We start from the raw sequence: 14,179 nt of genomic DNA, 5'->3' as shown, positions 1-14,179 counted from the left end.
GGCACGAAGATGCGGCGGCGGGCAGGTACCACTGTTCGTGCATGAAGAAAGCAGCGGTGCTCGCCGCCCTGGCTCTGGTCACGGCCGCGTGCGGTGGCGGGGGCACGCAGGCCCCCGCCGGTGGTCCGGTCGCGGGCGGCACGTTCACCTACGCCCTGTCCGCCGACCCCGGTGTGCTCGATCCGGCCACCGGCGTGCTCGGCGCCACGAACCTGGTGCTGTCGGTCGCCTACGACACCCTCGTCGCCAGCACCGACGACGGGACCATCGTGCCCGGTCTCGCGGAGAAGTGGGAGGTCAAGCCGGACTCGGTGACCTTCACCCTGCGCAAGGACGTCACCTGCTCCGACGGCTCCAAGCTCACCCCGGCCGACGTCGCGCAGAACGTCAACCACATCGCCGACCCGGCCACCAAGTCGCCCATCTACGGCGTCCTGCTGCCGGTCGGGATGAAGGCCGTGGCCGACGACGCCGCCGGGACGGTGACGTTGTCGACGCCCAAGCCGTTCTCCTTCATCCTGCAGAGCGCCGAGAGCCTGTTCATCGTCTGCGGCAAGGGTGTGAAGGACCGCGCGTCCATCGCCCGTGCCACCTCCGGTACGGGCCCGTACGTGCTGAAGTCGGCCGCGCCCGGCGACTCCTACACCTTCGAGGTCCGCAAGGACTACGCCTGGGGCCCGAACGGGGCCACGTCGAAGGGGCTGCCGGACAAGGTGGTGCTGAAGGTCGTGCCCAACGAGCAGACCGCGGCGAACCTGCTGCTGGCCGGGAGCATCAACGGGGCCACGTTCTACGGCGCCGACCGTACGCGCCTGGAGGCGGCGCCCGGCATCGGCAAGATGCTGCCGTCGGCCGGTCAGCACCAGTTCTTCTACCACCAGGGCGACGACCGGCCCACCAAGGACCCGGCCGTGCGCAAGGCGCTGACCCAGGCCGTCAACCTGAAGGAACTGGGCGGCATCGCCACCAGCGGCACCGGCAGGCCGGCCACTGGCATGGTCGCCGAGCCCAGGCCGTGCAAGGGCGACAGCGTGGCCGGTCACGTGCCCGCCTTCGACGTCGCCGCCTCCGCCGCGGGACTGGACGCCGCCGGATGGAAGGCGGGCCCCGACGGGATCCGGGTCAAGGACGGCAAGCGGCTGTCGCTGCGCTACCTCTACGTCACCACGAGGGGCGCGGGCATCCAGGCGGCCGCCGAGTACCTGGCCGCCACGTGGAAGAAGCTGGGCGTCGAGATCAAGCTCAACGGCGTCCTGGACACCAAGCTGGCCGAGTCGCTCAACGCCACCCAGGACTGGGACGTGGCCTGGTTGCCGATCGGCGTCACCCTGCCCTCGCAGCTCGTCGGCTTCCTGAGCGGGCCCGCGGCGCCCAAGGGGGCCAACTTCGCCCACCTGGCCAACGAGCGCTACACCAAGCTGGTCGAGGAGGCCACCCTGAAGCCCGGCGAGGAGGGCTGCAAACTGTGGCTGGAGGCCGAGTCGGCGCTGTTCGAGAACGGCGACCTGGTTCCCGTCGCCGACACCACCGTGCTGGTGGCCACCAAGAACGCCACGTTCAGCCTGATCCTCGGGCTGTTCGACCCCACCTCGATCCGGCTCACGCAGGGCGGCTGAGGTGGAAGAAGCGGCCGTAAAGCCGCTGGAACACCGGGTAGGGGAGTAAGGCGCGCAGCCACGGCAGCATGCGGGCCTGCGCCCCGACCCGGTAGACGGGGCGCATCCGGCGCGACTCGACGGCCCGGACGATGCCGCCGGCCACCGGCGCCGGTGACGGGCCGTCGAGCTGCAGCCGCCGGAAGCGTTCGATGACCCGGGTGCGTGCCGGTTCGTAGCCGGGGATCGGGTCGCTCTCGCGCATCGCGGCCGCCGCCCCGGTACGCACGCTGGTGGCCTCGACGCAGGCCACCCGCACCCCGAACGGCGCGACCTCGTAGCGCAGCGCCTCGGCGTAGTGGTTCAGGGCGGCCTTGCTGGCGGAGTAGATCGCGTGGAACGGGATGGCGGCGACGGCCGCGGTGGAGCTCATCAGCACCAGCCTGCCCGCGCCCCGCTCGCGCATGGCGGGCAGCACCGCGCGGACCAGGTGATGGGCGCCCAGCAGGTACGCCTCCAGCTGGGCCAGGGCCAGTTCGTCCGAGGTCTCCTCCACCGCCCCGGCGACGTAGAAGCCCACGCTGTACACCAGCGCGTCGAGCCGCCCGTGCCGGGCGAGGACGTGGTCGACACACGCGCGGACGGAGCCTTCGTCGCCGACCTCCAGGGCGAGCGGGCTCACGCCCGGGATGTCCACGCGGTCCGCCGCGCGGCTGGTGCCGTACACCTGATGACCGCGACGGGCCAGCGCCCGCGCGGCCTCCAGCCCGACGCCCGACGAGGCGCCCGCCACGAGGACCACAGAGATCATGGCCCCGACGCTAGGTGAGTGAGTACAAAAAATCAACCCACCTGGTCATGCCGGGTTCAGGGTGGGATTGCCGGGTTCGATGACGAAGGAGCCCGAGGTGTGGGCGGGGGCGTCAGGCCGGGTGACGTAGGGCAGCGAGCGGAAATCGACCCGCATCTCGCTCGTGGTGACCTTGGCGCGCACGTAGCCGCGCCGGCCGTTGAAGAACTTGACGTGCGGGTTCTCCGCCAGGAGTTGCTTGGTGTTGGGGTACTCGTCCAGGCCGTCGCCCGCCGAGGTCACCGAGGTGGTGACCAGCTCGACCGCCACCGGCCTGGACTCGCGCCTGATCTCGCCCGCCCAGTGGGAGTGCACGTCGCCGGTGAGCACGACGCCGTTGCGCCGGTTGTCCTCGATGGCGGCGGCCAGCCGGTCCCGCGAGGCGACGTAGCCGTCCCAGCCCTCGTTGGACCAGCCCTTGGCCTCGCCGTTCACCCAGTCCATCTCCATCATGAAGACCTGCTGGCCCAGCAGGTCCCAGGTGGCGCGGGAACGGCGCAGCTCGCCCTGCAGCCAGGCCTCCTGCCGGGGGCCGAGTATGGTGCGCTCCGGCGCGAACCGCTCCGCGCACTCCGGGCCGACGGTCCCGGACCGGCCGGTGCAGGCGTACAGGTCGCGGTACTGGCGGGTGTCGAGCAGGTGCAGGTTGGCCACCGCGCCCCAGCGGATGCTGCGGTACAGCCGCAGCGCCGGGCCGTCGGGGCGCTGGGCGCGGCGCAGCGGCATGTTCTCGTAGTAGGCCTGGAAGGCCGCGGCCCGGCGCGGCAGGAACGGCGGCTCCGGCTGTTCGGGGACGTCGCCCGCCCAGCCGTTGTCCACCTCGTGGTCGTCCCAGACCACGGTCCAGGGCGCGATCGCGTGCGCCGCCCGCAGGTCGGGGTCGGCGCGGTGCTGCGCCAGCCGCAGGCGGTATCCGGCCAGGTCGAGGCACTCGCCGCCGGCCTGGTCGCGCACCGGGGCGCGGTAGTCGCCGTACTCGTAGAAGTAGTCGCCGAGGAAGGCGATGAGGTCGGGATGGTCCTCGGCCATGCGCTTGTAGGGGGTGAACCAGCCCGTCTGGTAGTCGGCGCAGGAGGTGAAGGAGAGGTTCAGCGCCCGGCTACGGGTGCCCGGGGCGGGCGCGGTGACCGTCCGGCCGGCCGGCGAGATCTCGGAGCCGGCCCGGAAGCGGTAGAAGTAGTCGGCGCCGGGGTCGAGCCCGTGTAACTCGACGTGGACGCTGTGCGCCGCCTCCGGGCGGGCCACCGCGGCTCCCGCGCGCACCACCCGCCGGAAGTTCTCGTCCTTGGCGACCTGCCACAACACCGGCACCGGCCGGTTCGGCATGCCGCCCAGACCGTCGAGCGCGAGCGGATCCATGGCCAGGCGGGTCCACAGGACCACGCCGTCGGGCGCGGGCTCGCCCGAGGCGACGCCCAGCCGGAAGACATCGGATAAGGGGGCGCGCCGGGCCGCCGCGCGCACCGGGGAGTCCCCCAGTGCGGCGGTCAGGCCCACGCCGGCGCCCCCGGCGAACAACGATCGCCGGGTGATCATGGGGGCTCCTACTTGATGGTCGCGTTGCCGTCCGTGACGGCCTGGTCGAGGCCCTGCTTCACCGGGAGCCGGCCCAGGTAGATCTCGTTGAAGATGGAGTTCAGCTTCTGCTCGAAGCCGGTCCAGCCGGTCACGATCGGCATGTTGAACGTCGTGCCCTTGGACTCCTCCAGGTACGGCGTGACGTCGATCTTCTTCGTGTTCTTCCAGAAGTCGACGTAACCCTGCGCCAGCGCGTCACCCTTGAGCGCGGGGAAGGCGAAGCCCTGGTCGGCCATCGACTTCTGCGCCTCCTCGGTGCCCAGGTAGGCGGCGAGCTTCTTGGCCTCCTCCAGGTGCTTCGACTTGGCGTACACCGCCTCGCCCAGGCCGTTGATGTTGGCCGAGCGGCCCTTGGGGCCCTCCGGCATCATCGCGACGCCGATCTCGAACGCCGCCTCGGGCGCCACGAACGGCAGCAGCGCATTGTTGGCCGGGTACATGGCGACCTGGCCGCCCTTGAACATGTCGGCGGCCGTGCCGGTGGGCGGGTTCGTCTGGCTCGCGGGCGGCGAGACCTGGTGCTTGTTCACCAGGTCCACGCCGAACTGCACCGCCTGGACCGAGGCGTCGTCGTTGAAGGTGTACTTGCCGAACGGCTTGTCGATGAGCTTGCCGCCGTTGGACTCGATCCAGTTCATCCACTGGGTCTGCGAGTGGTTGGCCGAGGCGAAGCCGTACACCTTGGTCTTGGCCGCGTTGAAGCCGCTCTCGCCGGGGTGCTTGCCGGCCTCGTCCACCGTCAGCTTCCTGGCCAGCTCCAGCAGCGTGCCGGAGCCGTCGGGGGCCCAGGTGAGCTTGTCCGGCATCTCCACGCCGGCCTTCTTGAACAGGTCCTTGTTGTACAGGACGCCGGGCATGCCCCAGTCCTTGGGCACGCCGTACAGCTTGCCCTCATAGGTGTTGGAGGCGACGACGTTGGGGTGGTACTTCGCGGTGTCCAGCCCGAGCGAGCCGAGGTCGGCGAGCACGCCCTTGGTGGCGAACTCGGGGAAGTAGGTGACCTGCATCCAGAACACGTCCGGACCGCTGCCCGCGACCGCGTCGGCGGTGAGCTTGGTCCAGTAGTCGTCCCAGGGCAGGACCTCGATCTTGACCTTGATGTTCGGGTTGGCCTTCTCGAAGGCGGCCATGACCTTGTCGTAGCCGACCTTCTGCTGCTCGTCCCAGATGCGGTAGGTGAGCGTCACCGGTCCGCCGGCGTCGGAGGATCCTCCGGAGCCGCAGGCGGCGATCGGGAGCAGGGTCAGCGCCGCCAGGGCGAGGCGGAGACGGGGGGATTTCATGGGGGGTACGCCTTTCACTTCAGCCCGGTCAACACGACCGACCGGACGATGTAACGCTGGAAGAAGATGAAGATCACGACCATGGGGACCAGCGCGATCAGCCCGCCGGACATGATCGCCGTGTAGTCGACCCCGATGCCCACCTTGAGCGCCGCCAGGGCGACGGTGATGACCTTGGTCTCGTCGCCGCTGGTGATGATCAGCGGCCACATGAAGCTGTTCCACGAGGAGATCACGGTGATGATCGCCAGCGTGCCCAGCGCGGGCTTGCACAGCGGCAGCAGTACCCGCAGCAGGATCGTCAGAGGCCCCGCGCCGTCGATGCGCGCGGCCTCCTCCAGCCCCGCGGGCAGGCCGCGGAAGAACTGCCGCATGAGGAAGATCCCGTACGGCGTGCCGAGGATGTACGGCACCAGCAGCCCGCCCCAGGTGTTGATGAGGTCGAGCTGACGCATGATGAGGAACAGCGGGATGACCGTCACCGCGACCGGCACCATCATGGTCGCGACGAACATCCAGAACAGCACCTCCCTGCCGCGGAAGCGGAGCCTGGCGAACGCGTAGGCGGCGAACGTGGTGAACACCAGTTGCCCGGCCGTCAGCGCGAGCGTCATGAGCAGCGTGTTCAGGATGAAGGAGGGGAAGTCGCCGCCCAGCAGCTTCTCCAGGTTGGCCGTCGTCATCGGGTCGCCGGGCAGCCACGGCGCGGTGGTGTGGAGCTGGGCGCGCTCCTTGAAGGCGGTCAGCACGACCAGCAGATAGGGGAAGACGGAGACGAACGCGCCGATGACGAGGACGGCGTAGAGGAGGAATCGCTTCACGGTCTGCCTCAGCTCAGGTCGTAGGTGGTGCGCTTGCTGAAGAACCGGATCTGCGCCGTCGTCACCAGCAGAATGATCAGGAAGAGCAGGATCGACAGCGTGGCCGCGTAGCCGAAGTCGAACTCCCTGAACGCGGTGTGGAAGATCTTGTAGTTGAAGACCGTCGTGGACTCGCTGGGCCCGCCCGCCGTCATCGAGTAGATCGTGTCGAAGGCCTGGAAGGCGCCGATCATGTTGGTCACCATGACGAAGAACATCGTGGGGTTGAGCAACGGCAGCGTCACCCGGAAGAAGCGCTGGCGCGGCGTGGCCCCGTCGACGGAGGACGCGTCGTGCAGTTCCTGCGGGATCCCCTGCAGCCCGGCGAGGAAGAACAGCATGTTGTAGCCGGTGTTCTGCCAGACGCTCACCAGGGCGACCGCCGGCAGCGCCAGCGACGTCTCCGACAGCCAGGCGGGCCCGGTGACGCCGAACACCTCCAGGAACCGGTTGATCGCGCCGTCCCTCGGGTCGAAGATCCAGCTCCAGACCAGGCCGAGCACCATCGGGGTCGCGATCCAGGGGATCACGAACAGCGCGCGGAAGAACTTGATCCCCTTGAGCTTCTGGTTCACCAGCATCGCCAGCGCCAGCGCGAGCACCGTCTGCAGCGGGATGCACAGCAGGACGTACAGGACGGTGACGCCGAGCGAGCTCCAGACCGTGCCGTCGGCCGCCATCGCGACGTAGTTGTCCAGGCCGACGAAGACCGGATCCGACAGCAGTTCCCAGTCGAACAGGCTGAGGCCGAAGACGATGAGGACGGGCAGCAGGAGGAAGGCGACGACGCCGAACAGGCTCGGCGCGACGAACACGTAGGGGTGCAGGGAGTGCCAGCGGCGGCGGGCCTTCCCGCGGCGCCGCCGGCCGGTCGCCGCCGACAGGGGCCGCGCGTCGGCCGTCACGACGGATCCGTCCTGGTCGGGACCAGCAGGCGTCTGGTCGTCTCCAGCCCCCACGCGTCGAGGGCGGCGATCGGGTCGCTGGAGCCGCGCAGCCCGCCGGTGGCCGCGATGTGGGCGGCCCAGTCCTCGCGGGCCTCCATCTCGGGCCTGGCGAGGAGGCAGTCGGGGTCGTTGACCCACCAGCGGGCGTGCAGGAACTCCCTGGCCGCCCCGGCCAGGCGGGCGCCGAGCTGCGACGGCTGGCTGATGTCGCCGGACCTCGGCAGCAGCGTGGGGGCGATGTCGGGGCTGACCCGCATGATGTCGACCAGGCCGAGGCTGGGCAGCATCGGGGCGCCGCAGCCGTGGATGGTGGCGCCGGGTCCCGCGCCCTCGCGGATCAGCTCCAGGCCCCTGCGGTAGGCGGCGATCGGGTCCACGTCCTGGTGGCGGCGGCCGGGGAGCGCGCCGGCGTAGATGTAGTCGAGCTTGAAGTGGGTCAGGCCGATCGCGGCCAGCCGCTCGAAGACGTGGACCAGGTGGGCGGCGGCGTCGGGGTGGGTGACGTCGAGGACGGCGAGGTCCTGGTCCCACATGTGCCCGGCCGACACCCCGGGGATCAGCCAGTCGGGGTGCTCGCGGAAGATCCGGCTGCGGTGGCCGGCCAGGAAGGGGGCGACCCAGATCCCGGCCCGCTTGCCGGCGTCGGTGATCGCGCCGACCGCGCGCTCCAGCGAGCCGAACTCCGGTCGTAAGTCCAGCCAGTCGCCGATTCCGGCCTCGTAGCCGTCGTCGATGAGGAACATGTCGGCGTCCACGCGGTGCCGCCGGGCCAGCTCCAGGTTCTCCAGGACGTCGGCCTCGGTGACCTTGTCCCAGTAGCCGTACCAGGTGCACCACATGGGCGGCACCGCGGGGAACGACTCGGGGGCGTGCCCGATGGCGATCGTGCCTGCCCAGTCGCGCAGCGCCTGGGCCAAGGGCTTTGCGGTACGGCTGTGCCGTACCGGGCCGTCGGCGGAGACGACCAGCCGGTCGTGCTCGCGCCGGGCCCGGATCGAGGGCACCTGCAGAGGGCCGGGCGCGGACCACAACTCGACGGGACCACCGTCGCCGGGGTCGATCGCGAGCAGGCCCTCGCCCTGGAACACGCCGGCGGGCGCGGGCGTCTCGGGGCGGTAGCAGAGGGTCTGGATCGTGGGGTCGGCCGCACGGGGCGGCCGGTCGTCCAGGCGGTAGGCGCCTGTCGGGCTCCACGACTGCCAGCCGTGTTCGAAGACCAGCGCGTTCCGGGGGTCGCAGCTGACCTCGCCGACGTCTGCGAACGGCATCAGGCTTGTTTCCTCTCGCTACTTACGAAGGAGTGCTTCATTACTAGCACCGTGGCAATCAGCCGGTCAATGCCGATTTCGTAGCGAAAACCAAGGAAAACGAGCCGAAGTGCGCACTGGCATACTGCTCACATAACCAGGAAAGCTCCATTAGGGAGGACGATGACGAACCTTCGCGGCGGTGACCTGTCCCGGCTGAGACAGCTCAACTCGCTGTCGGCCCTGCGCGAGCTGCGCGGGGCCGGGCCGCTCACGCTCTCGGCCCTGGCCGAGCGGACCGGCCTGTCCAGACCCTCCACCAAAGACGTCGTCGACGAGCTCATCGAACTCGGCTGGGTCGTCGAGGTCCCGCCGACCGCGGGCAGCATGGGCCGCCCCGCCCGGCGCTACCGCTTCCGCGCCGACAGCGGCTACCTGGTGGGCATCGACATAGGCGCGCACAACGTCCGCGCCGCGCTGGCCGACCTCGACGGCGAGGTCCTGGCCGAGACCCGGCAGCCCGTCCTGCCCGAAGCCCCGCTCGCCGACCGGCTGGCCGCCATAGAGCGCGCGGTGGACGGCTGCCTCGCGCTGAGCGGCAAGCGCATGACCGACCTCTGGACCGTGGCCGTCGGCACCAACGGCGTCGTCACCCCCGAGGGCCGCGTCGTCTTCTCCGCCGCCATCCCCGCCTGGCGCGGCCTGGACCTGGCGGCCGAGCTGCGCCGCATGTTCCCGTGCGAGGTGCTGATCGAGAACGACAGCAGGCTGGCCGTACTCGCCGAGTCCAAGCGCGGGGCCGCGCGCGGTGCCGGCGACGTCGTCTTCCTGCACATCGGGCGGCGCATGGGATCGGCCCTGATCATCGACGGCAAACTCCACCGTGGCTACGGCGCCGCCGCCGGCGAGATCGCCATGCTGCCCGAGGCGCGCTGGTACGACGCCCCGGAACACCTGCACGCCTGCCCCGCCGTACCCGCCGACGTGCCGCCCGAGGACGCGGCGGGACACACGCTCGCGGCCGCCAGGGACGGCGACCCCGTCGCCCTGGACTGCGTCGGACGCTTCGTCGACGACCTGGCCGTCGGCACCGCCGCCATGGTGCTGCTGCTCGACCCGGAGGTCGTCGTGCTCGGCGGCGGCTTCTCCCGCTCGGCCGACGTCCTGCTGCCGCCGCTGCGCGAGCGCCTCGAACGCGTGTGCATGCGCATGCCCGAGGTCCGAGCCTCGACGCTGGGGGAGGAGTGCGTGGTCTTCGGCGCCATCGAGTACGCCGTCGCCCACCACGACCGCCACCTGTTCTCCGACGACGTGGACCCCGGCGCTCAGCGGTCGCCGGGCTCGGCCGGGCAGGGGTCGCCGACGTGGACGCGCGGCACAGGGTAGAGCACGCTGCGCCGCCGCTCCGGCAACTCCTTCAGCCAGGCGTCGTCGTAGGCGTAGCCGTAGCGGCTGCCGGCCCAGACGGGCCCGTAGCGGTAGATGAGGACGCGGCGCTCACCCGGGTTCGTCCGGGTGGAGCCGCCGTGCATCAGCCCGTCGACGAAGAGCAGCGCGTCGCCCTTGTTGAGGTAGGCCGGGATCGCGCCGGGCAGGGTGTCCATCCGGTCGCCGCGCGCGTAGTCGCCGGCCAGCGGATGCCTGAAGTTCGACTTGTGCGAGCCGGGCACCACCATCGTCGCGCCGTCGCCCGGCCCGATGTCGGTGAGCGCGAGGATGATGTTGACCTGGCCGCAGCGGAAGACGCCGTGGTCGTAGCGGTAGCCGCAGCGCAGCGCCGTACGGTAGCCGCCGGAGTGCACGGGATGGTGCCCGCCCGACTCCCTGATCGAGGCGATCGTCTCGTCGATGAAGACGCCGGGGATGTAGCTGTCCTCCTCGCCCGCGTAGTGCTTGACCAGCTCGAACCAGCTCGGATGGTCGATCAGCTCCTCGAACGGCCGCCCCGCCGCCACCGCCTGGTGCAGCTCGAACCCGGTCTCCGGGGTGTAGTCGCGCCGCTGCCCGCCCCGGTACCACTCGCCGCGGGCCAGATCGCGCGGAAAGGCGTCGAACTCGGCGTTGAGCCGCGCCAGCAGGTCCTGATCGACCGCGTTCTCCAGGATCAGGTAGCCGTTGAGGTCGAACATGAAGTCGTCGAGCTCGGACATGGTGCCTACCTCCGCATCAAGGGGTGTGGTCTCCACCCTCCTGCGCCGCACCCCCGCCGGGCATCCACGCGACATCGGCAAGGAGTCGCGTATTCTCAAGGTCGTGCCCCTCGCCCAGGTGATCGGCCTGCGGGCCTTCCACGTGACCTCGGGACCGATGCCGCGTTCCCACATCCACCCCGAGCTGGAGTTCAACCTCGTCCTGTCCGGCACCGCCCGCTACACCACCGCGGCGGGCGCGGTGGACCTGCCGCGCGGCAGGCTCGCCGTCTTCTGGGGCGGCTACCCGCACCGGCTGGTGTCCGAGCGCGACGTCGACTTCCTCTGGGTGACCGTCCCGCTGAGCGCCGTCATCGGCCAGCCCGCCCTGCAGAGCGCCCTCGACCGCCTCCTGCAGGGCCATTTCCTGTACGGCACCGCCCGCGAATCCGCCCACGACCGCTTCCTCATGCGCCGCTGGGAGGAGGAGCTGCGCCTGGGCCGCCGCCCGGTGGCCGGCGAGGCCGAGATCTGCCTGCTGGAGCTCCACGCCAGGCTCGCCCGCCTGGCGACCGGCAGGCGAGCGGCCACCGGCGCCGTGGAGGCCCGCTCGGCCGAACGCATGCTCGCCGTCATCGCCCGCGGCTACACCGGCGACCTCACCGTGGAGGAGATCGCGCAGGCGGCCGGAGTCCACCCCACCTACGCGGCCCTGGCCTTCAAGCAGGCGCTCGGCATGCCCGTCTGGCAGTACGTCACCCAGCTCCGCCTCGCCCACGCCCGCCGCCTGCTGTCCGGCACCGACTGGGGCGTGGACCGGATCGCGCACGCCAGCGGCTTCCAGACCCGCTCCAGCTTCTACCGCGCCTTCCGCCAGGCCCACGACCAGACCCCCACCGAGTACCGGTCGGCCGGCGGGACGTAAGGTCGTCGCATGAGAACGGGCGACCTCGTCGAGGACTTCGAGCTTCCCGACGAGACGGGCCGGCCGCGCCGGCTGTCGGACCTGCTGGCGGACGGTCCCGTGGTGCTTTTCTTCTTCCCCGCGGCGATGACCGCGGGCTGCACGCGCGAGGCGTGCCATTTCCGCGACCTGGCGGCCGAGTTCGCGCAGGTGTCGGCGCGGCCGGTCGGCGTGAGCACCGACGAGGTGGCGCGGCAGCGGGAGTTCACCGACACGCACCGGCTCGGCTACCCGCTCCTGTCCGACCCGGACGGGACGGTCACCGGCAGGTTCGGCGTCCGGCGGGGGCTGGCCCTGGCGCCCACCAGACGCCAGACCTTCGTGATCGGCACCGACTTCCGCGTGCTGGCGGTGATCAAGTCGGAGATCCGCATGTCCGTCCACGCCGACAAGGCCCTGGAAGCGCTAAGAGCCTGAACGGGTGGCGGACAGGTAGATCCGCCTGGTGGGGATCTCGTCCTCGTACGCCTCGCGGACGGTGACGTCGTCCACGAGGAAACCGGCCGCCTCGGCCGCGGCACGCAGCTCGGGCGCGGTGTACTCGGCCCAGTAGACCCGCAGCTCGCCGCCGAGCGGATCGGCGATGACGCCGTCGCCGTACCCCTCCTTGGCGACGACGAGGAGCTGGCCGCCCGGACGGATCGCCGCGGCCCACGCGCCGAGTGCGCTCGGCAGTTCCCGCTTGGGCTGGTCGTGCAGGGAGTAGTACGACACCAGGCCGTCGAGCGCCGGCGGGACGGCTCGCTGGTCCATCACCTCGAACCGGCATCCGGGCTGCTCGCCTCCGGCCAGCTCCACGCAACGCGGCGACAGATCGATGCCGAAGGCGTCCAGACCGTGCGCGGCCAGCAGCGCGGTCACGTGACCGCAGGGCCCGCAGCCCGCGTCGCACACCCTGCCCCCGTCGCCGACCCGCTGGGCGAACGCGTCCAGGACCTCCAGGTCGAAGGGCTTGCCCGCCAGCTCGTGGCGGAACAGGCGCAGATAGTGGTCGGCGCGCGCGTCCCAGACCCGCACGACGTCCGAAGGGCCCCAATTCATGGCGACATCCGTCCCGGCCCTGAGGCCCCGCTACCCTTGCTCCGCCAGCCGATCGGCCTCCTCGATATGGTCGGTGAGGCCGAGCGTCTCCCACCGCTGGAGCGACAGCGGCACGTTGCCCTCCAGCCAGAGCCGGTCGTGGAAGGCGCCGAGATCGAACGCCGCGCCCCGGCTGCGGCGGGTGACGGCCAGCAGGTCGAGCACCTGCAGCTTGCCGATCTGATAGCTCAGCCCCTGCCCGGGGTTGCCCGCGAAGAACACGGCCTCCTCCCACGCCGTGGCCCTGTCCATCGGCACCGCGTCGGCCAGGACGTCGGCGGCCTGGTCCAGCGTGAGATCTCCGAGCGCCAGCGCGACGTCCACCTCCACCCGCAGCGCCCGCAGCCGCATGGCGTTGGCCACGAACACGGCGCTGTGCGGGGAGCCGTCGAACAGCCCCGCCTGCAGCATGAGCTCCTCGTGGTAGAAGGCGATGCCCTCGTTGGGCGCCGAGTCGTAGTAGCGGCGGCGTACCGGATCGGGGTGGTGCCACGACAGCGCCAGTTGCTGGGCGTGGACGCCCTCGTGGGCGAGCTGGACGCGCGGGTCGCGGGCGGCGGCCAGCTCGAAGTACGGCAGGTCCGGCCGGGGCGGCTCGACGTATCTGATCGCGTCGGCGCCGGGACGCGACTCGACGCCGATCTCGTGCGGTACGCCGAGCCACGACAGCGGTGCCAGGTAGGCGGGCATTTCGGCGAAGAGGTAGCGGCGCAGGGTGGCGGGCTGGCTCAGCAGGCCCGAGTCCGTGTAAAAGGCCCGCAACGCCAGCTCGTCCGCCGCCTCCGTCTCGGCCAGGGCGGCGGTGCCGGCGGGCAGGGCGGGGCCGGGGACCTCGCGGTGACGGTGCTGGAGCGCGGCCTCCAGCGCCTCGGCCCGGTCCCATTCCTGGCGCCCCATGGCCCGCACCTGCCGCGCGCCGTACGGCAGGAGCGCGACCTCGTGCAGGAAGAAGGCCAGCGCGCCGGGCCCGACGGCGGTGCGGTCGTGGAAGGCGGGCAGGTGCTCGCGCAGCCAGGCGGCGAAGTCGTCGAGCGCGCGCACGGCCGCCCGCGTCGTCTCGCTCAGCCGCGCGCCGTCCGGCAGGAGCGGTGCGAGGGCGGACATCGCGGTGCTCAGGGACGGGCCCGCGTTCTCCAGCAGCGTCAGCGCCGAGCGGGCGAACGGCGCCGCGGCGTGGCCCGCCAGGTTCTCCCGGCCCTGGGCCAGCACCGAGGGGACGGCGTCCAGCGCGGCGAGGATGGAGGCGGCCCGCGTCACGGTGAACGGCGGCGCCGGCAGGAGCTGGTTGTAGACGGCCACCAACGCCTGGTCCAGGTAGAAGCAGGGGTTGCGCTGCCAGGCCCGCAGGACGTCCAGCTCCCATCTCACCCGGGCCAGCGCCGACCCCAGCAGCCGGGCGTCGACCCCGACCGCGACGGGCGCCCCGTCGAGGTCGAGCGCGCGCAGCTCCGCGTCGAAGGAACGCCACGTGTCCCGCCGGGCCGCCACGGCCGCCGCCGACCAGTCCGGCACCCAGCCGGGCGGACGCTCGACCCTCGTGATGTCGTCGCCGGAGTCGGGAGCGGCCGCGACCCGCCACCCCCAGAAACGTTCCGCCAGATCCCCGAGCTTCTCCGCCGTCATCTCATACCGACCTTCCGTGCGTC

At 71.3% G+C, this 14,179-nt stretch carries 13 protein-coding genes; 4 read left to right on the top strand and 9 right to left on the bottom strand.

The genetic code is table 11. From position 1 onward, the window contains the following. The first annotated feature begins 41 nt into the window (after positions 1-41). Positions 42-1,616 carry an ABC transporter substrate-binding protein gene (locus ACFWY5_RS15625; RefSeq protein ID WP_379632482.1) on the top strand — a complete coding sequence of 525 codons (1,575 nt, stop codon included), beginning with the start codon at positions 42-44 and terminating at the stop codon, positions 1,614-1,616. Here ACFWY5_RS15625 and ACFWY5_RS15620 read toward each other — a convergent pair. From ACFWY5_RS15620 to ACFWY5_RS15595, 6 genes are read right to left on the bottom strand one after another with little or no spacing between them, the layout of a single operon-like run. Then, positions 1,600-2,406, bottom strand: a complete 807-nt coding sequence (locus tag ACFWY5_RS15620) for an SDR family NAD(P)-dependent oxidoreductase (RefSeq protein WP_379632479.1) — start codon at positions 2,404-2,406, stop codon at positions 1,600-1,602. The genes ACFWY5_RS15625 and ACFWY5_RS15620 overlap by 17 nt on opposite strands. Before the next feature lie 45 nt (positions 2,407-2,451). After that, positions 2,452-3,981 carry an alkaline phosphatase D family protein gene (locus tag ACFWY5_RS15615; RefSeq protein WP_379632477.1) on the bottom strand — a complete coding sequence of 510 codons (1,530 nt, stop codon included), beginning with the start codon at positions 3,979-3,981 and terminating at the stop codon, positions 2,452-2,454. A gap of 8 nt (positions 3,982-3,989) precedes the next feature. Then, complete coding sequence (locus tag ACFWY5_RS15610) at positions 3,990-5,306, bottom strand: ABC transporter substrate-binding protein (protein ID WP_379619846.1); 1,317 nt, start codon at positions 5,304-5,306, stop codon at positions 3,990-3,992. A gap of 14 nt (positions 5,307-5,320) precedes the next feature. Continuing rightward, entirely contained in the window at positions 5,321-6,127 is an 807-nt protein-coding gene (locus tag ACFWY5_RS15605) for a carbohydrate ABC transporter permease (RefSeq protein WP_379619844.1), read from the bottom strand. An 8-nt stretch (positions 6,128-6,135) separates the two neighbouring features. Then, positions 6,136-7,071, bottom strand: coding sequence for a carbohydrate ABC transporter permease (locus ACFWY5_RS15600; RefSeq protein WP_379632475.1), 936 nt, complete (start codon positions 7,069-7,071; stop codon positions 6,136-6,138). Beyond that, positions 7,068-8,381, bottom strand: a complete 1,314-nt coding sequence (locus ACFWY5_RS15595; protein ID WP_379632473.1) for a glycoside hydrolase family 36 protein — start codon at positions 8,379-8,381, stop codon at positions 7,068-7,070. The genes ACFWY5_RS15600 and ACFWY5_RS15595 overlap by 4 nt, the downstream gene beginning before the upstream one ends. A gap of 162 nt (positions 8,382-8,543) precedes the next feature. Between ACFWY5_RS15595 and ACFWY5_RS15590 the strand changes: the two genes are divergently transcribed. Then, on the top strand, positions 8,544-9,746 hold the full coding sequence (locus ACFWY5_RS15590) for an ROK family transcriptional regulator (protein ID WP_379632471.1): 1,203 nt from the start codon (positions 8,544-8,546) through the stop codon (positions 9,744-9,746). On the opposite strand, the gene ACFWY5_RS15585 is transcribed toward ACFWY5_RS15590, so the two are convergent. Continuing rightward, positions 9,686-10,510: a phytanoyl-CoA dioxygenase family protein gene (locus tag ACFWY5_RS15585; protein WP_379619836.1), complete on the bottom strand. Its 825-nt coding sequence runs from the start codon at positions 10,508-10,510 to the stop codon at positions 9,686-9,688. The genes ACFWY5_RS15590 and ACFWY5_RS15585 overlap by 61 nt on opposite strands. A gap of 25 nt (positions 10,511-10,535) precedes the next feature. Between ACFWY5_RS15585 and ACFWY5_RS15580 the strand changes: the two genes are divergently transcribed. Together ACFWY5_RS15580 and ACFWY5_RS15575 are read left to right on the top strand one after the other, a co-directional pair. Further along, the gene (locus ACFWY5_RS15580) at positions 10,536-11,414 is read left to right on the top strand and encodes a helix-turn-helix domain-containing protein (protein ID WP_379632469.1); all 879 of its coding nucleotides are present in this window, start codon (positions 10,536-10,538) and stop codon (positions 11,412-11,414) included. 9 nt (positions 11,415-11,423) lie between these two features. After that, positions 11,424-11,870, top strand: a complete 447-nt coding sequence (locus ACFWY5_RS15575; RefSeq protein WP_379619831.1) for a peroxiredoxin — start codon at positions 11,424-11,426, stop codon at positions 11,868-11,870. Here the strand turns inward: ACFWY5_RS15575 and ACFWY5_RS15570 are convergent. Continuing rightward, positions 11,859-12,494, bottom strand: coding sequence for a class I SAM-dependent methyltransferase (locus tag ACFWY5_RS15570; protein WP_379619829.1), 636 nt, complete (start codon positions 12,492-12,494; stop codon positions 11,859-11,861). The two genes, ACFWY5_RS15575 and ACFWY5_RS15570, sit on opposite strands and share 12 nt — an antisense overlap. A gap of 30 nt (positions 12,495-12,524) precedes the next feature. Further along, entirely contained in the window at positions 12,525-14,156 is a 1,632-nt protein-coding gene (locus tag ACFWY5_RS15565) for a DUF885 family protein (RefSeq protein WP_379632467.1), read from the bottom strand. Positions 14,157-14,179 lie beyond the last annotated feature (23 nt).

This window comes from Nonomuraea sp. NPDC059007, assembly GCF_042740555.1.
In the GTDB taxonomy this organism is placed as follows: domain Bacteria; phylum Actinomycetota; class Actinomycetes; order Streptosporangiales; family Streptosporangiaceae; genus Nonomuraea.
The sequence above is the reverse complement of the archived record's forward strand: the minus strand, read 5'-3'. Positions and strand labels throughout refer to the sequence as shown.